Annotated in this window: 16 protein-coding genes; 9 read left to right on the forward strand and 7 right to left on the reverse strand. The window is 72.6% G+C overall.

What is annotated here, in order from left to right:
• Nucleotides 1-143: 143 nt before the first annotated feature.
• Both tsaD and ACZ6X9_RS07835 read left to right on the forward strand, forming a co-directional pair.
• Nucleotides 144-1,199 (forward strand): tRNA (adenosine(37)-N6)-threonylcarbamoyltransferase complex transferase subunit TsaD, encoded by a 1,056-nt coding sequence (gene tsaD, locus ACZ6X9_RS07830; protein ID WP_469777647.1) that lies wholly within the window; start codon nucleotides 144-146, stop codon nucleotides 1,197-1,199.
• A 65-nt stretch (nucleotides 1,200-1,264) separates the two neighbouring features.
• Complete coding sequence (locus ACZ6X9_RS07835) at nucleotides 1,265-1,684, forward strand: hypothetical protein (protein ID WP_469777051.1); 420 nt, start codon at nucleotides 1,265-1,267, stop codon at nucleotides 1,682-1,684.
• Between the two features lie 348 nt (nucleotides 1,685-2,032).
• Here ACZ6X9_RS07835 and ACZ6X9_RS07840 read toward each other — a convergent pair whose 3' ends face one another.
• Nucleotides 2,033-3,514: an SDR family NAD(P)-dependent oxidoreductase gene (locus ACZ6X9_RS07840; protein WP_469777052.1), complete on the reverse strand. Its 1,482-nt coding sequence runs from the start codon at nucleotides 3,512-3,514 to the stop codon at nucleotides 2,033-2,035.
• Nucleotides 3,515-3,812: 298 nt separating this feature from the next.
• On the opposite strand from ACZ6X9_RS07840, the gene ACZ6X9_RS07845 reads away from it, so the two are divergent.
• Entirely contained in the window at nucleotides 3,813-4,052 is a 240-nt protein-coding gene (locus tag ACZ6X9_RS07845; RefSeq protein ID WP_469777053.1) for a chaplin, read from the forward strand.
• 55 nt (nucleotides 4,053-4,107) lie between these two features.
• On the opposite strand, the gene ACZ6X9_RS07850 is transcribed toward ACZ6X9_RS07845, so the two are convergent.
• The 4 genes from ACZ6X9_RS07850 to ACZ6X9_RS07865 form a co-directional block, all read right to left on the reverse strand.
• On the reverse strand, nucleotides 4,108-4,356 hold the full coding sequence (locus ACZ6X9_RS07850; RefSeq protein ID WP_469777054.1) for a hypothetical protein: 249 nt from the start codon (nucleotides 4,354-4,356) through the stop codon (nucleotides 4,108-4,110).
• A 107-nt stretch (nucleotides 4,357-4,463) separates the two neighbouring features.
• Nucleotides 4,464-5,246 carry a sigma-70 family RNA polymerase sigma factor gene (locus ACZ6X9_RS07855; protein WP_469777055.1) on the reverse strand — a complete coding sequence of 261 codons (783 nt, stop codon included), beginning with the start codon at nucleotides 5,244-5,246 and terminating at the stop codon, nucleotides 4,464-4,466.
• A 278-nt stretch (nucleotides 5,247-5,524) separates the two neighbouring features.
• Nucleotides 5,525-6,793 carry a cytochrome P450 gene (locus tag ACZ6X9_RS07860; protein ID WP_469777056.1) on the reverse strand — a complete coding sequence of 423 codons (1,269 nt, stop codon included), beginning with the start codon at nucleotides 6,791-6,793 and terminating at the stop codon, nucleotides 5,525-5,527.
• Nucleotides 6,794-7,103: 310 nt separating this feature from the next.
• Nucleotides 7,104-7,847, reverse strand: a complete 744-nt coding sequence (locus ACZ6X9_RS07865) for a class I SAM-dependent methyltransferase (RefSeq protein WP_469777057.1) — start codon at nucleotides 7,845-7,847, stop codon at nucleotides 7,104-7,106.
• Nucleotides 7,848-8,330: 483 nt separating this feature from the next.
• Between ACZ6X9_RS07865 and ACZ6X9_RS07870 the strand changes: the two genes are divergently transcribed.
• The gene (locus tag ACZ6X9_RS07870; RefSeq protein ID WP_469777058.1) at nucleotides 8,331-9,083 is read left to right on the forward strand and encodes an alpha/beta hydrolase; all 753 of its coding nucleotides are present in this window, start codon (nucleotides 8,331-8,333) and stop codon (nucleotides 9,081-9,083) included.
• Nucleotides 9,084-9,116: 33 nt separating this feature from the next.
• On the opposite strand, the gene panD is transcribed toward ACZ6X9_RS07870, so the two are convergent.
• Together panD and ACZ6X9_RS07880 are read right to left on the reverse strand one after the other, a co-directional pair.
• On the reverse strand, nucleotides 9,117-9,533 hold the full coding sequence (panD, locus tag ACZ6X9_RS07875) for an aspartate 1-decarboxylase (RefSeq protein WP_469777059.1): 417 nt from the start codon (nucleotides 9,531-9,533) through the stop codon (nucleotides 9,117-9,119).
• Nucleotides 9,534-9,746: 213 nt separating this feature from the next.
• Nucleotides 9,747-10,982, reverse strand: a complete 1,236-nt coding sequence (locus ACZ6X9_RS07880; RefSeq protein ID WP_469777060.1) for a PP2C family protein-serine/threonine phosphatase — start codon at nucleotides 10,980-10,982, stop codon at nucleotides 9,747-9,749.
• Nucleotides 10,983-11,431: 449 nt separating this feature from the next.
• Here ACZ6X9_RS07880 and ACZ6X9_RS07885 point away from each other — a divergent pair, with 449 nt between their 5' ends.
• The 5 genes from ACZ6X9_RS07885 to ACZ6X9_RS07905 all read left to right on the forward strand — a co-directional run bounded on the left by ACZ6X9_RS07885 (nucleotide 11,432) and on the right by ACZ6X9_RS07905 (nucleotide 16,924).
• On the forward strand, nucleotides 11,432-12,154 hold the full coding sequence (locus ACZ6X9_RS07885) for a DUF4142 domain-containing protein (protein WP_469777061.1): 723 nt from the start codon (nucleotides 11,432-11,434) through the stop codon (nucleotides 12,152-12,154).
• Between the two features lie 22 nt (nucleotides 12,155-12,176).
• Nucleotides 12,177-12,770 (forward strand): class F sortase, encoded by a 594-nt coding sequence (locus ACZ6X9_RS07890; protein ID WP_469777062.1) that lies wholly within the window; start codon nucleotides 12,177-12,179, stop codon nucleotides 12,768-12,770.
• A gap of 871 nt (nucleotides 12,771-13,641) precedes the next feature.
• Entirely contained in the window at nucleotides 13,642-14,535 is an 894-nt protein-coding gene (locus ACZ6X9_RS07895; protein ID WP_469777063.1) for an SAM-dependent methyltransferase, read from the forward strand.
• A gap of 377 nt (nucleotides 14,536-14,912) precedes the next feature.
• The gene (locus ACZ6X9_RS07900; protein ID WP_469777064.1) at nucleotides 14,913-15,920 is read left to right on the forward strand and encodes a terpene synthase family protein; all 1,008 of its coding nucleotides are present in this window, start codon (nucleotides 14,913-14,915) and stop codon (nucleotides 15,918-15,920) included.
• A gap of 2 nt (nucleotides 15,921-15,922) precedes the next feature.
• Nucleotides 15,923-16,924, forward strand: coding sequence for a terpene synthase family protein (locus ACZ6X9_RS07905; protein ID WP_469777065.1), 1,002 nt, complete (start codon nucleotides 15,923-15,925; stop codon nucleotides 16,922-16,924).
• Nucleotides 16,925-17,044: the final 120 nt, after the last annotated feature.

Below are 17,044 nucleotides of genomic sequence, written 5' to 3' on the forward strand. Positions count from 1 at the left end.
CGTTGCCTCCGCCACCTCCTCGGTCACGTCTCCCCGCCCGCGCCGCCGCCCCGCTTCCTGCGCGGCACAGCCGATGCCCGCTATTGCGTACGATGTGCAACTACCGCAGATCGGCAGGAGGAACAGGCGTGGGACGTTCACCGGTGGTGCTGGGCATCGAGTCGTCCTGCGACGAGACCGGCGCCGGGCTGGTCCGGGACGGGAGGCTGCTGGGCCACGCGGTGGCGTCCAGCATGGACGAGCACGCGCGGTACGGGGGCGTGGTCCCGGAGATCGCGGCCCGCGCCCATGTGCACGCCGCCACGCCCGTGGTTCTGCGGGCGCTGGCCGAGGCCGGGCTGTCGATGGCGGACGTCGGCGCGGTCGCCGTGACGACCGGCCCCGGGCTCTCCGGGGCCCTCCAGGTGGGAGTGGCCGCGGCGAAGGGCCTGGCCTACTCGCTCGGGGTCCCGCTGTACGGGGTGCACCATCTGGCGGGGCACGTGGCGGCGGACACCCTGGAGCACGGGCCGCTGCCGAACCCCTGCGTGGTGCTGATCGTCTCCGGCGGCCACACCTCGCTGCTGCTGGTCCGGGATCTGGCCCGGGATCCCATCACACACCTGGGCGACACCCTCGACGACGCGGCGGGCGAGTGCTTCGACAAGGTCGCGCGGGTCTTCGGCCTCCCCTACCCGGGCGGCCCCGCCGTGGACCGGGCGGCCAGGGACGGCGACCCGCGCGCCGTCGCCTTCCCCCGCCCGATGACCGGGCCCCGAGACGACCCGTGGACCTTCTCGTTCTCCGGCCTCAAGACCGCCGCCGCCCGCTGGGCCGAGCGGCACCGGGCCGCCGGCCGACCGCTGCCCGTCGCGGACGGCGCCGCCTCGCTACAGGAGGCCATCGCCGACGTCCTCACCCGCAAGGCCGTCGCCGCGTGCGTCGAACACGGCGTCGGCACACTGGTGGTGGTCGGCGGCGTGGCCGCCAACTCCCGCGTGCGCGCCCTGGCCGAGGAACGCTGTGCCGCGGCCGGCGTGGACCTGCGCGTCCCGCCGCTGCGGCTCTGCACCGACAACGGCGCGATGATCGCGGCCGTCGGCGACCTGCTGGTGCGGGCGGGCGCGGAGCCCGCCCCGCCGGACGTGTCCATCGACCCGTCGGCGCCCCTGGAGTACGCGGCCCTGCACCCCGTCGCCCGGACCGTCCGCGCCGCCTGACACGTCGGCGCACCGTCGCACCGCGCCCGGGTGCCGGACGGCGGCCGCCGGGGAAGACTGGCCGCATGCGAACCGGACTCCTGCGTCTGATCGGTGCCACGACCGCCGTCTACGGCCTGGCGGTGACCCGCCGCCCCCGGCTGCTCGGCGACCCCTCGGGCCTCCCCGACACGGCCGCGGTCCGCATCGCACTGGCCCCGCTGGCCTGGCGCGACGCGGCCTCCGGGCTGGCGATGCTGCTCGCCCCCGAGGGCCCCGCCCTGCGGACGGCGACGCTGCTGCGCATCGCCTCGGACTTCGGCGACGCGGTACTGCTGGGCCGTTCCCTGCCGGGCCCGGCACGCCGGGCCGGCGCGGTGGCGGTGTCCGTGGGCTGGGGCGCGCTGTCGTGCGCGGCGCTGTGGGGCCCCGCCCGCCCGGGCCGTGCCCTGCGGGCCGCCGTCCCGCTCGCTCCGGCGCTCGCCCGGGGAGCCCGGGACGACTGACGCCCCCGCCACCGCTCCCCCGTGGCCATAGCCGTGGCCATAGCCGTAGCCCCATACCGACATGCCGGTTCGGGGGTACGCCGGTACGCGCGCCTGCCGAAGCGGGGCCGGAACCGGGGCTGGGGCCCCGGACCCGAACCAGGGCCTGACCAGGCCCGAACCCGGACCTCAGCCAAGGCAGACCCCGGCCCCCGGCCTGGAGGCGGATCCGCACCGAACCCGGCCCCGGACCGACCGGGAACGCGGACGGGCCGGGCGCCTCTCGCGCACCGACCCGTCCGTTCGTCCGTCCACCAGTCCGTCCACTCCGGTCGCGACCGATCACCGTCGATCACAACCGGACGCGGCCTACCAGTCGGAGCGCCGGTAGTCCTTGAGGAAGCACCCGTACAGGTCCTCCCCCTCCTCGCCGCGCACGATCGGGTCGTAGACGCGGGCGGCGCCGTCGATCAGGTCGAGCGGGGCGTGGAAGCCCGCCTCGGCCAGTCGCACCTTGTCGGGGTGCGGGCGCTCGTCCGTGATCCAGCCGGTGTCGACGGCGGTCATGAGGATGCCGTCGGCCTCCAGCATCTCCTGCGCGCTGGTGCGGGTGAGCATGTTGAGCGCGGCCTTGGCCATGTTGGTGTGCGGGTGGCCCGCGCCCTTGTAGCCGCGGCTGAAGACGCCCTCCATGGCGGAGACGTTGACGACGTACTTCCGGCGGGCCGTGGAGGCGGCCATCGCCGGGCGCAGCCGGCTGATCAGGATGAAGGGCGCGGTCGAATTGCAGAGCTGGACTTCCAGCAGCTCGACCGGGTCGACCTCGGAGACCGTCTGGATCCAGCTATTGGTGGCGTCCAGGTCGGGGACCAGGCCGCCCGCGTCGATCGCCGTGCCGGCCTCGATCCGGGCGAGCGAGGCGGAGCCGGAGACCAGCGCCAGGTCGGTGACGTCCTGCGCGGTCAGGCCCTCGCCGCGGCCGGTGGGGAGCGCGGCGACCGCGTCCACGGCGCCGCTGCCGAACGCGCCGATCACCTGGGCGGCCGGCAGCGCGCCGGCGGGGAGCGGCGCCGACTCGGCGGCGACCAGCTCGCTGTAGGCGCGCGGCGACCGGCGGACGGTCTGGGCCGCGTTGTTGATCAGGATGTCGAGCGGGCCTTCGGCGGCCACGCTGTCGGCGAGCGCCACGACCTGCGCGGGGTCGCGGAGGTCGATGCCGACGATCTTCAGCCGGTGGATCCACTCGTCGCTGTCCGGCATGGCCTTGAAGCGGCGGATGGCGTCGTTCGGGAACCGGGTGGTGATGGTGGTGTGCGCGCCGTCGCGCAGCAGCCGCAGCGCGATGTACATGCCGATCTTCGCCCGTCCGCCGGTGAGCAGCGCCCGGCGGCCGGTGAGGTCGGTCCTGGCGTCGCGCCGGGCGCGGTTCTCGGCCGCGCATTCCCGGCAGAGCTGGTGGTAGAAGGCGTCGACCTCGATGTAGCGGGTCTTGCAGATGTAGCAGGCGCGCGGACGCTCCAGGACGCCCGCTATCTCACCGAGGACGGAGGAGCTGGGCAGGATGCCCTGCGTCTCGTCGTCGATGCGGTCGGCGGAACCGGTGGCCGTGGCCTCGGTGACCTGGCGGTCGTGGGCGGTCTTGGCGGCCCGGCGCTCCTGGCGGCGGCGCTGCTTGACCGTGCGGTAGATGCCCGAGGTCGCCCGGCGGACGGTGATCGCGTCGGGGTGGTCGACCGGCAGCTCGTCGAGCTCCTTGAGCACGTCCAGGCAGATCGCCAGACGCTCGGGGTCGATGCCCACCCCTTCGGCCGTGCCCCGGGCGTCGCCGCGGCTCTCTTCTGTGACCGTCATAGCCGCTGTTGTTTCCAGTCCATACGTTCGATTGAGGCTTCCGGGAAACTGTACGGAAGCTCCGCTCCAATACCAAACCCGCCCGGGCGAACGCAAGGCGCCGCCACGCCGGAAAGCGGGCCGCCCACGGCGGCCCGCCATGCTCCCACGTATCGAGCGCCCTCTCAATTCCCGTGCATCACATCTGACTTATTGCCCTCAACGGGTTAATTAGTGCTTCAGCGGCCCATTTTGGTGCATCCCCACCGGAAACCCCGGTCACAATTGACGCTCAACACCCCTTAGAAAGGCTTCAGCCATGTCGCGTATCGCCAAGGCAGTCCTCATGACCGCCGCTGCCGGCGCTGTCGTCTCCGGCGCCTCGGGCGTCGCAGCCGCCGACTCCCACGCCAGTGGGGCGGCCGTGGGTTCCCCCGGCGTCATCTCCGGCAACGCCATCCAGGTGCCGATCCACCTGCCGATCAACCTGTGCGGGAACTCGATCGACATCATCGCCCTGCTGAACCCCACCTTCGGCAACACCTGCGTCGCCGACTGATTTCCTTCCCGGACCGCGGTACACCGGACCGCAAGCCGCGCGGGGCGGGTCACAGTCAGCCGCCGGAACCCTCCCCCGCGCACTCGTGGCGCCCATCACCCTCGTGATGGGCGCCACGCTCTTTTCCGTTCCGCTCCCGCTCGCCGGACCGGGACCCGGCGCCGCTCCCGTCGTCCCCCGCGTCGTCCCGCTCCACGCGCCGCCGCACGGCGCCGGACGGGCGCGGCCCCGACGCGCCGGGGAGATCCGGCACCTCGACGACGGGCGGCAGGTCGGGGGTCAGATGCGTGTGCTGTGACGTCATGACGGTGAACCTCGTTTCGGTACGGATCCCGGGCGCGGCCCGGGGCGGGGCCCGCGGGGCCGGCCGTTCGATTTCGATGACGTACGTGTGCCCCGCGACCGTCCGGATCAGACGGGTGCCAGCAACTGCCGGCGCAGATGGGCACAGGTGCGGCTGAGGATGCGCGAGATCTGCATCTGCGAGACCCCCAGCCGGGCGCCGATCTGCTGCTGGGTGAGATTGCCGAAGAAGTGCCAGTACAGGACCGACTTCTCCCGTTCGGGGAGCGCGTCGAGCAGTGGCCGGAGCGACTGCCGGTCGATCACCAGGTCCAGCGCGCGGTCCACCCGGCCCAGGGTGTCGGCCAGCGGCAGCTCGCCCGCGCCGTCGATGGGGTGGTCCAGCGACAGGGTGTGGTGCACCCCGTCCGCGTCGATGCCGCGCCGGACCTCCGCCTCGGTGAGCCCCGCCTCCTCCGCGAGGGCGGCCTCGGTGACGCGGGTCCCGGCGCCCTTCTGCTCCAGTCGCGACCGCGCGGCGCGGACCGCGGCCCGCAGCTCCTGGTCGCGCCGGGGGATGTGCAGCGACCAGACGTGGTCGCGTACGTGCCGCTTGAGCTCGCCGTTGATGGTGGGGACGGCGAAGGACTCGAAGGCGAAGCCGCGGTCCGGGTCGAACCGGTCGACGGCCCGGACCAGCGCCAGCGCCGCCACCTGGCGGAGATCGGCCGGGCTCTCCCCGCTGGACCGGTACCGCAGGCTGATGCGCTCGGCCATGGGGAGCCACGCCGCGATCAGTTCCTGCCGCAACCGGGTCCGCTCGGGCCCGTCGGGCAGTGTCGCGAGCCGTGCGAACAGCCCGGCCGTCCCGGGGCTCTGGCGCGTACGCCGCCGGAGAGCTGTCTCAGTCATGGTCACCGCCCTCGCTCGTACGCCAAGGAGTGCTGCCGGCGGTTTCAGCATGACCCGGCCCTTCCGGATGCGCGACTCGGCGCAGCCACCCGGTCACGGACGGCGAGTGGGCGGGGGCGGAACGGTGACGGGAGGGGCGGAACGGCCAGGGGGCGAGGTGACGGTGACGGGGGGGGCGCGCGGGGACGCTCACCGGCGGCTCGTGCCCGAATCCCCGGGGGGCCGCCCGTGGTCACCGTCACCGCGGGGGCGCCCGTGGCACCAGGAGCCGCGCCGTATCACCAGAGGACGGGAAGCCGTTCGGGAGTGCGTTTGATCCAGCCGGAACGCCAGTCGATCTCCTCCACGGGGATGGCCGGGCGCAGGCCGGGCATGCGCTCCAGGACGGCGGACAGCGCGATGCTCGCGTGGGCCCGCGCGAGATGCGTGGCCGAGCAGTAGTGCCGTCCCGCGCCGAAGGTCAGGTGGGCCTTCGCCTTGCGCGTCAGGTCCAGCCTCCGCGGGTGAGGGAAGGCCGCGGGGTCGTAGTTGGCGCCCTCGACGAGGACGAGGACGAGGTCGCCCTTGGCGATGGCCTGCCCTCCCAGTTCGGTGTCCCGGGTGGCGATGCGCGGCAGCCCGTCCCCGATGGCCAGGCTGCAGCGCAGCAGCTCCTCCACCGCCGAGTCCATGCCCTCGGGGTGGTCGCGCAGCCACCGCGCCTGGTCGGGGTTGAGCATCAGCATCAGCAGGGCCAGCACCAGGAAGGCGGCGGTGCTCAGCCCGCCGGCGACGAAGAGGTTGTTGACCATCAGCGCGATCTCGTCGTCGAGCGCGTCCGTGCTCCCCCGCTCGGCCCGCAGGCGGGCCAGCGCGCCCAACAGCCCGGGCCGGTCGACGGCGTCGGGGGCGAGGAGACTCGCGCGGGTGCGTGCCACGCACTTGTCCAGGTTGACCCGCGCCCCTTCGAACGACCGCGGCACGGTCATGATGCTGATGTCGAACCCGTCCATCAGCAGGCGCCCGTGGTCCTCCGACAGGCCCAGCACGGCGGACATCACCGACGCGGTATACGGCTGGGTGAAGCGGGCCCGGATGTCGACCGGCGGGCCCTCGGCGATCAGCTCGTCGAGGAGTTCGTCGGCCCGCCGGCGGAAACCGCCGGCCGCCTGCTTCACGACGTGCGGTGAGATCGCCTGCATGACCGTCTCCCGCAGCCCCACGCCCACCATGTCCTTGACGCTGCTGCGGTTCGACGCCGGGAAGAGCGGCGCGTACTGCAGCCGCGCTCCCGGCTCGGCCAGGGCCGACATGCTGAAGGTGGCGTCCTGCAGCACCCGGGTGGCCAGTTCGTGGGTGGAGACCAGCCACGCCGGAGCGCCGGTGAGGGTACGGATCCGGGCGACGGGCCGGTGCTCGCGCAGCCACGCGCACACCTCGGGGACGACGTCACCGCGCCGTGCCAGCGGCCACTCCACGTCCACCGCCCCGGCCGGGCAGGTGGCGGCCACCCGCCGGGTTTCCTCCGGGCTCGTCGTCCTGCCGTCGGGACTCGCTTCTGTACTCATGACGGTTCCTTCACGTGCGAGAGGGAAGGGCTGGGAGCGCCCGCGGCGTCCGCGGGCGTGAACACGCCGTATGCGGAGGGCGCTTCGGCGCGCGAGCACCGTCACACCGGTCCACGGCACGACGGCCGCGGGGGCCGGCAGCCGGGGGCGGGGACCCAGGGCGCGGGGGCCGGGGGGTGCGGGGCCGAGGGGGGCACCACCCGTCGCGGCACACCTCTCCGCACCCACCGCGGCAATGGTCGCCCGCAAGCGTCGCCGCTGAGGAAAGCCGTGGGAAGCCGTGGGACGCCGTGGGAAGCAGTCCTGCTCCTCACGCCTCCGAGGGCGGGGTGCCGCCGGCGTCCGGCGCCGATGCGCGGGGGGCGGCCGACACGGCCGTCGCCCACAGGAACACACTCCTTTCCGACGGAACTCGACTGGTGGCAAGCGGCACTTGACCGGCACCGGACAGTTCCGGACCGACGCCTTCGCGCGCGGAGGGCTCGGCCCGCACCTCCACCCGTTCGACCTCCAGGCCGGCCAGCCGGGCGTAACGGTCGACGTCCTCACCCAGACAGCGCGCGGGCGGGTAGGTCCGGCCGAGGAACCGCACTTCCTCGTCGGCCTGGTGCTCGGGCACCGCCACCAGGATGGTGCCGCCCGGAACGGTGAGGGCGGCGAGCCGCCGCAGCCCGTCCACGAAGGCGTGCTCGGGCAGGTGGACGAGGCAGAACAGGCACACCACGGCGTCGTACCGGCCGAGGCCGACGGGAGCGTCGGAGAAGAGGTCGGCCAGAACGAAGCGGGCCTGGGGCACCTGGCGCCGCGCGTGGGCCAGCATGACCTCGGACACGTCGGTGCCCGTGACGTCCAGGCCCTTCGCGCAGAGCTGTTCCGTGGTGGGGCGTCCCGTCGCGCACCCGACGTCCAGCACGCGCGCACCGGGTGCGAGACGGGCGGTCAGCTCCTCCACGGCGTCGATCTGCGCCTGTTTCCGGCCGGCATACGCGTGCTCGAAGTCCATGCCGAGCTCGTCGAAGAGGCGCGCCACCCGGGTACCTTCCGGTGTCAGCACGACAACACCCCCAACTCGTGGAACCGGCGCCCCGGAACCGGACCTGCCGGCCTCCGCCACCACAACGCCCCGCCTGCGGTCACTCGCCCCTCGCGTCGCTTCCGCGCGGCCGGGCCGTGTAAGCCGTGTCTGCCCATGCGCAGGGGCGCCGATACCGCCCCTCCCTCGAAAGGATGACTCTGAGTAATCGAGGGCGCGGTCACGTCTATTCCTCAGTGCGCCGCGTACCACCGGCTCACCACCGTCTTCTTACCGGACCGGCCGCAGCCCTGCGGGATGATGACATGACAGTGGGTAGCCGCCCGAGGGCCGACTGCGGCACCCGCCACACCGCGGCCACGGACTCCACAGCACCCCGCCCCTCACCGCTGCCCACCCGACCGCCCGTTCACCCGACCGGCTGGTAACGTCCGCAAACGCCGCAGCAGTCGCACAAGTCACTCCCCGCACCCCGCCCACCTCACCCACCCCGGAGAGGCCGCCATGCCCCCGCTTCCCCCGACACATCAGCTCCTCGCCCGCACGCCGCAGGGCAAGGAGGTCGACGTCCACCGCCCGGAGCGGTCGGGGGACGGGCTGCCGGTGGTACTGCTGTGGCACGGCACGAGTCCGGACGACCGCGGTGTGCTGGCCCCGGTGGCACGGGAAGTGGCCGCGGGCGGTGTGGTGGTGGCCGTCCCGGACTGGCGGGCGGACGCGGCCGACGCGGGACGGGCCGCGCTGCTCGGTTCGGTGGCGTGGTGCCGGGCGAACGCGGCGGCGTACGGCGGCGATCCGGACCGGATCGTCCTGGCCGGCTGGTCCGCCGGCGCCTCGGCGGCCCTCGGCGTCGCCCTCCGCCCGGAGGTCGTCGACGGCTGGCGCCCCGCGGCCGTCGTCGCCATCGCGTCACGCTACGACCTGCCGGCGCGGACGACCGGAACGCCGCCGCTCACCGACCTCGCCGGTCCGGCCACCGACTGCCCGGCCGCACCGGTACCCGTACGGCTGGTGCACGGGACCGAGGACACCCTGATGGGCCCGGAACACTCCCGCGAGGCACTGGACGCGCTCACCGGCCGCGGCTGGCCGGCCCGACTGGACGAACCGGCGGCGGACCACGCGGGCGTGATCATGGCCGAGTTCGACCCGGCGACCGGCCGCTGCCACCCGTCGAAGGACGAACGGGTGCGCGCCCGGGGCCGGTCGGCCGTCCGGGCCTTGACGGAGGCGGCCGTCGCACCCTCGTCACACTGACCCGGACGGGCCGCGGGCCGGACCGTGTCGCCGTCAGCCGGCGACGCGGTCCCCGCGCACCAGCCCCGCCCCCTCCGGCACCGCGGCCGGGTCGGCGCCCAGGTCGACCACGGCGTTCCGTTCGTCGACGAACACCACCCGCGGCTCGAAGGCCCTGGCCTCGGCGTCGTCCATCACCCCGTAGGCGATGAGGATCACCAGATCCCCGGGGCTGACCAGCCGGGCCGCCGCACCGTTGATCCCGATCACACCCGACCCACGCGGCCCCTCGATCACGTAGGTGGAGAGCCGTGCGCCGTTGTCGATATCGACGATGTCCACCTTCTCCCCCGGCAGCAGGTCGGCGGCGTCCATCAGATCGGCGTCCACGGTCACGGATCCCACATAGTGCAGGTCGGCCTGGGTGACGGTGGCGCGGTGGATCTTCGACTTCATCAGGGTGCGGTACATGGAGGTACTCCCGAAGTTAGGCTCCCTGCCTGCGTTTTTGCAGGTCAAGGGCGGTTTCCCTACTTTACAACAAGCCCGTGGACCGGCCGGCTGGGAACGTGCCCTCCGGGACGGACCGCGCCCCCCGCGCGCGGTCCCCCTGTCCCGTCCCCGCGCTCACGTCCCGTCCTCGCGCTCATGTCCCGTCTTCGCGCTCACGTCTCGTGCTCGCGCTCAATCGGTGTCGGTGACAGCCGGGGACGAGTGGCCGTACGCGTTCGATCCGGCGGAGGTGGTGGTGCGTTCCCAGGAGTCGGTGCCGTGCCAGTCCAGTACCAGCGTGGTCGCGTCGTCGGGCATACGGCCTTCGCAGGCGTCGTGTACCGCTTCGGCCAGCGCCCGTACCACCTCGCGCGGATGTTCTTCGCGGGTGGCGCGGACGAGAGCGGGCAGGTCCACGGCGCCGGCACCGCGCTCCTGCATGCCGTCGGTCAGCAACACCAGGCGGTCACCGGGCAGCAGCTCCAGCTCCTGGGCCTCGTACCGGACCGGGGCGTGGATGCCGAAGGGCAGGTTGACCCTCAGCGACACCTCTTCCACTCGGCCCCGCCGCAACCGCAGCGGCCAGGGATGACCGGCGTTGACCAACTGGCAGGCGCCTGTCTCCAGGGCGATGCGGAAGAGCTGGCCGGTGGTCGTGCCCCGGCCGTAGGTGAGCACGGCCTCGTGCGCGGCCCGCGCCTGTTCGGTGATGTCGCATCCGACGCGGCGTGCGCCGCGCAGGGCGTTGACGGTGAGGGTGGCCAGCAGCGCCGAGTCGGTGTCGTGACCCATGGCGTCGGTGATCGACAGGTGCAGGGTGTCGCGGTCGAGGGCGTAGTCGTAGGTGTCACCGCCGATGTCGTCGGCCGGTACCAGTCCGCCGGCCAGAGTGAACTGGGCCGCCTCGCAGCAGGGCGCCGACGGCAGCAACTGGTGCTGGATCTCCGCGGCGAGGCTGGTCCGGGTCGTCCGTCTGCTCCAGTGGTACAGATCGGTGAAGCGCCGGTCGGTGACCACGATGTACGCCAGCGCGTGGGCGGCCTGCGCCACCTGCTCCCGCACCTCGTCGTCCACGAAGGACAGTGACAGTTCCAGGACGCCGATGCAGTCCCCCCGGTTCGTGACCGGTGCGATGAGGCAGATCCCGCCCTCGCCGTCCGCCTGCTCGTGAAGACGCTGGCTGCGCAGGACCCGGTCGTACACGCTGCCGCGCAACTCACTGCGCTCCGGTCCGCCGTCCCTGGGAGGATCACCGGCTCGTGGCAGCCGGACCATCTCCCTGCCGATCAGGTCGACGAACAAGAAGGACACCACGCGCGCACCGAACCGCTTCTCCAGGTTCCGAGCCACCACGTCCACCGATTCCACCGGCGCGGCCTCCTCCGCCGCGCGCAGCACCTCATCCAGCTCCAGACGTCCGCCGTCCACCGCACACACCTCCCCGGTCGTTCGTCCCTTTTTCCCCCGACCGGCCGACGCCACTCTGCCGCCCCTGCGACGTGCGGCACCGCTCCGGGCGGTGCGGCGGGCCTGGGACCGGCTTTCGTGGGCCATGCCCGCGGCGGTCCTGACCGGCCGCACGCCGGGCGGCGGCGGCCACCGCGCCGACGACTCCGGCCGAACATCGGCGTCGGCCGGCCCGCGAGTGCGCCGCTCGGGACGCCGGAGACGACGGCGGGCGCGACGGCCGCGCGCGAGGGTGGGCCGCAGGAATGACGTGCTGCGCCGAACGGGTCTTTTCCGTGGCGTCAGCGTTTGACGACGCTCGGTGATGGCACTCGGAACCGGTCGACGACGCCTCCCGGCCTTGGGTGGCGCGTCCCGCGGCGGCAGCACGGATGTGCGGTGCTCGGCCGCCGGAGCCGAAAGGAGCTCCCATGAGGAACCGACAGCGAATGGCCGTCGTGGCGGCCGGCACGGTGATATGCGCGTCGTTCGCGGCGTACGCCCCCGCTTGCGCCGACGGCGACGACGGCGGCGGTGCGTCCGACGGCGCGGTGACGGACAGCGCCTTCCTCAAGACCGTGCACCAGGGCAATCTCGCGGAGATCGCGGCCGGCGACGACGCCCGGACCAACGCGGTCGGCGCCTGCGTGAAGGATGTCGCCCGGATGCTGGTGCGTGACCACGGCAAACTCGACGGCGACGCCAAGCGACTGGCGGGGAAGCTGAACGTCACCCTGCCGGCCGGGCCGTCCGCCGAACAGAAGCAGCAGCTCGCCTCCGTACGCGCCAAGGCCGGCACCAAGGACTACGACAGCGCCTGGCTGTCGGCCCAGGACGCGAGCCACCGCAAGACCCTCGCCCTGATCGACGGCCAGATCGCCTCCGGCCGGAACGCGGAGATCACCGCGGCGGCGAAGGCGGCTCGCCCGGTGGTGGCCATGCACCTGGACCGGGTCAGCGGCGGCACCTGCCACGAGCAGGCGCCCTCGCACTCCGTCCCCGCCGGTGACGGCGGCATGGCAGCCGGTACGGACTCCGGCGGCGCCGCCCCCGTCACCGTGGGCACCGCGGCGCTGGGCGGGCTCCTCCTGAGCGGAGCACTCACCTGGGGCGTGCGCCGTCGGCGCGCCCGGACCGCACCCGGGCCCCGCTGACCGGCGCACCCGGCGGATCACCATGGCCGGCCTGACGGGACGCGCGGCACTCTGCCTCACGGGTGCGCTCACCCTGGCCCTGGCGCCGGGGGCCCTTCCTTCGGAAAGCGTCCCCGCCACCGTCCGGCCGGCCCGCCATCAGCCGGCGCCACCGGAGACGTACGCCTCGCCGCCGGTGGCCGTGGAGGTGCCGGGGCACCTCCACGCCGTGGTGGTGCCGGTGGCCGCCGACGCCGACGGCGCACTGGAGCTGCCCCGGCCACCCGACACTGTCGGCTGGTGGCCCCTGGGCGCCGAGCTGGGAGCCCGCGAGGGCACGGTCCTGTTGGCCGGGCACGTCGACACCCGGGAGTACGGACCGGGTGCCTTCGCGGCCCTGCGCGACATCCCTCTCGGCACCCGCGCCACCCTCACCGGCGCCGACGGACGCTCGTATCCCTACCTCATCACCGAACGCCGCTCGTACCCCAAAAGCGCGGTGCCCGCCCGGTGGTTCACCGACACCGGCCGCGCCCGGCTGGCCCTCGTCACCTGCTCGGGAGAGTACGACCGCCGACGTCACCGGTACGCCGACAACCTGGTCCTGCTCGGCGACCCGCTGCCTGCCGGCCCCTGAGCGGGCGAAGCGCCGTGCGCCGTGACGGGGTGCGTTCCCGCAGCTCGACAGCCGTCGGCAGCCGGCAGGGGAGGCGCCCTCCGGGGTGACCGTCAGGTGGCGCCGGTCCGCGAGGTGGGCGGGAACGGCATCGACGGGGGGTGGCCCGGAGGGAGTCGGGGTTTCGCGGCGCGCGGCGAGGCGGAGCGCACCACCCGGCCCGCCGACGGACCCGCGCGCCGGAGCTCAGGCGTGCCTGTGAGCGTGGCGGAAACCGGCGAAGGCGGCTCCCGGCGACGCGGTGGTCCGCCGGGCAGGGCGTGCGCCGACGCGTGCTCCCGAAGGGAGCCGGATACCGCCGAAGGGATCCCCGGCCCCCTGGACCAGCCGTGCCACCGGTGTCTTTGATGGAGAGAGTCGCCGAGCGAGCGAGCCGGAACATGCCTGCGCGGAGGGCACGTTCGTCCTCTTTCCGGCGCTCCTCCTCTTCACGAGAGGTATTCGCCGATGGCCACGCACATACAGCCGACGCACCGGTCTCTTCCGACCGATCGGTGATGCGCAGGACGTCCGGTGGTCCGCGGGAACGATAGGCCCTGCCCGGGGCCGGGGCGGACGGGGTGACGGCCCGCCGGCCGCCTGTGCCTGCCTGGGTCTCGCATGGCAGACCACCGCCGACGGCGTCCGCAGAGCCGACGGTTCACGCCGGCGGACGTGCCCTCGCCGAACGCCTCGCTCAGGAGAAGCCCGCCTCGGCCCCCGTACACCTTGAGCGCCTTTCCGCCCCGGTCGGCGCGCGCCGTGCGCCGACGGGGTTGTTCCGGTTCATCGTCACCCGCGAGGCGTGACCGCGCCCGCCCTTGATAGCCGCCCGTCGGCCGGAGGAGGACTTGTGACAGCCCTGCCACGTCGTGTGCCGGAGGTCGTACGAGACGCGTACGAGCACCGGCTCAATGATCACTGGGAGGCCAAGCGGCACGACGACATCAATCTGCTGCTGGGAGAGGAGGACGGTCTCTACCACCACCACTACGCCGTGGGAGAGTTCGACCGGACGGTGCTGACGGCCGCGCCCGACCGGCGGCAGCGGCTCATCCTGCGGGAGATGCACCGCATGGAGAGCGAGCAGGTCCGGCTGGTCCTCGACGGGCTGGGCACGGTGTCCGCGGACGCACGCGTCCTGGACGCCGGCTCCGGCCGGGGCGGTACCGCGTTCATGGTCCACGACCACCTGGGGTGCCGGGTGGACGGTGTGAACTTCTGCGAGCACCACCTGGCCTTCTCCCGGCAGTTGGCCGAACGCAGGGGCTGCGCCGACCGCGTCCGCTTCCACTACGCGAACATGGTCGCCACCGCCTTCCCCGACGCCTCCTTCCAGTACGTGATCACCAATGAGACGACCATGTACGTGGATCTCTTCGAAGCGTTCCGGGAGTTCAGCCGACTGCTCGAACCCGGCGGCCGGTACGTCCTGGTGACCTGGTGCGAGAACGACGCGGCCGCCGCCCCCGGCACCGGCCCCGAGATTCACGCCATCAATGAGCACTACGTCTGCCACATCCACCCGCGCAGCACGTATTTCCGCGCTCTGGCCGCCCACGGCCTGGTCCCCTCCACCGTCCGTGACCTCACCGCCGAGGCCATCCCCTACTGGGAATTGCGCTCCCGCTGCGACCTGCGCAGCGGTGTCGAGGCCTCTTTTCTCGACGGGTACCGCTCCAACCGGCTCAACTACCTGGTGATCGTCGCCGAACGGGCCAGGACCGCGGAACAGGCGGTCTCGTGACGCCCACTGCCCCGGCCCCCTCCGGCAGCGGCAGGGGGCACACGGCCGTACGACGGCGCCGCCGCGCCCGCCGACCCGCGCACGGCCGCCCCGGACCATGCGCCGCCGTGCCTCCCTTCGCCGGGCAGTGCACCTGTTTGTCCGCATCCGGGCAGGTGGAGGCCGGGCACACGGATCGTGGACGACTCCAGCGCCGCGCACGACCCATGAGGTGCCGAAGGCGTGCGGGGAGTGGTCCGCGCGTGCGGTCCCACCGCCATGCCACGCGCCCGGATTCCCGCCCGGGGGTACCGACCACCGGCAGCCCACACCACCGTCCGTCCACCGCCGACGCACCTGCCGGTCAGAGGGGATCAGATCAGAGGGGAGTCGTTCTCATGCTGGACAGCGAGACGTCCGCGAGGCTGCGGTATCCGTTTCCCACGCTGGTCAATCCGCACGCGGCACGGATGCAGGAGTACACCGACCGCGTCTGGATCGACCGCGAATGGGCGGGAATCCTGCCACCCGAGATCGCGGAGCGGTTCAAAAAGGCCCGCACCGCCTACATGGCCTCGTACTTCTACCCCATGGCCTCCTGGGAGCGGCTCAAGCCGCTGGCGCGGATGCTGCTCTTCTCCCTGTATCACGACGACATCTACGAGCGGGCCACTCCGGAGGTCGTCCGGGCCGTCCGCGAGCGCACGGTGGCGGTGGCCCGCGGGCACGCCACCGCCCGCCAGGCCGACATCCTCCTGGGAACGCAGGTCGAGACGGTGCGCGGCGAGTTGCTGCGGTTCCTCCCCGCCTCGTCCGTCGGCCGGTGGGCGGACGACCTCGATCTCTACTTCGAAGGGCTGGAGGCGGAGGTCGCCCACCTGCGGGCGGGCTCCTGCCCGTCGGTGGAGGAGTTCCTGCACATCAGGGAACGGGCGTTGATGCTCCACCCCTTCTTCGCCTTGAAGGAGGTCGAGACGGGGGTCGTGCTGCCGGCGGAGGTCCACGATCACCCCACGATCAGGAGGCTGAAGTCCCTGGCCGTCAGGCTCCCGGGCTGGTTCAACGAATTCCAGTCCTACGACAAGGACATGCGGACCGGCATGGGAAACCTCAACCTCATCAACGTGGTCCGGCGTGAACGCTCCTGTTCGCTGACGGACGCTCGCGAATGGGTGTTCCGGCTGCACGCGGACGATGTGCGGGAATTCGTGCGGCTCCAGCGGAACCTGCCCGACTTCGGCGCATGGCACGACGCCGTCGAGAACCACATCCACCACTTCGGTTTCATCGTGTCCGGCTGGCGGGGCGTGGACGCGAAGATCTCCCGCTATGACCCCGGGACGTACACCGATCACCACAGGCTGGCATCGGCGGCCCGCGTCTCCGCGCCCGAAACGAAAGGATGACCATGTCCGGTGGGCTATCGGTCCCGGAGCTGACCTACCCGTTCCCGACCGTGGTCAGCCCCTTCGAGGCCGACGAGTCGTTCCACGACGAAAACGGGTGGTACGACACCTACTACGCTTTCCTTCCCGAAGAGGACCGTGCCAAGTACAAGAAGCACGATCTCGCCCGGGGCGCGGCCTACATGTCGCCCACCGTCACCGACGCCTCCCGTATGCGGCCCATGGCCCGATGGTTCGTCTTCCTCACCCAGATCGACGACTACCACGAGTTCCACACCGTTCCCGAACTCGTCGCCGTGCGCGACCGGGTCTGCGACATCCTGGCGGGAGAGGAACCACGCGCCGGAGAGCTCGGGTTCCTGCACTTCCTCGCCCGCATGCGCGAGGAGTTCCGGGAGTTCATGCCCTCCTTCTGGCTGGAGCGTCTCGCGCACTCCTTCCACGAGTTCTTCACCTACGGACTGATGGAGGAGGCACCGTACAAGCTCGGGAAGAGGACCGGCCCGCCGTCCCTGGCCCACTACCTCCTCATCCACGAGTACTCCATCGCCATGCGCCCCTACGGGGACCTGGTCGAACCGGCCATGGGAACCGCGCTGCCCGAGTCCGTCTTCCGCCACCCGGTCATCCAGCGGCTCCGCTCGCTGATCTGCCGGCTGATGTCCGTTCAGAACGATGTGCACTCCCTCACCAAGGAGGAAGCCCGGCCGTCGGAGTGCGTCAACATCGTCCCTGTGCTGCGGCATGAACTGGGTTGCACACGCGACGAGGCGCTCGCGGAGGCGGTGCGCATGCTCGGCTCCTTCTCCGCCGAGATCTCGGCCCTGGGCCGGCAGCTCCCCGACTTCGGCCCTCATCAGGAGCGGGTCCGGGAGTACTTCCGCCAGATGCAGCTCATGGTCACCGGGCTCGAGCGCTGGTACCGGCATTCGCGCTCCACCCGGTACCGGGTCCCCGGCGCCTTCCCGCAACCACCCGGCATGCATCGGTCTTGCCGACTGTGAGGCGAGGGGGGGCGTACACGCGTCCGCGCCACGGAACCGGGTGGGGCGCTGTCGCCGGAGACAAGACGCTGCCGCCCGGAAGCGGAAACCGGAAGGGAGGCGGAGCCGGGTGCGGGTGGT

The sequence above is a fragment of the Streptomyces sp. NPDC052910 genome, assembly GCF_055585605.1.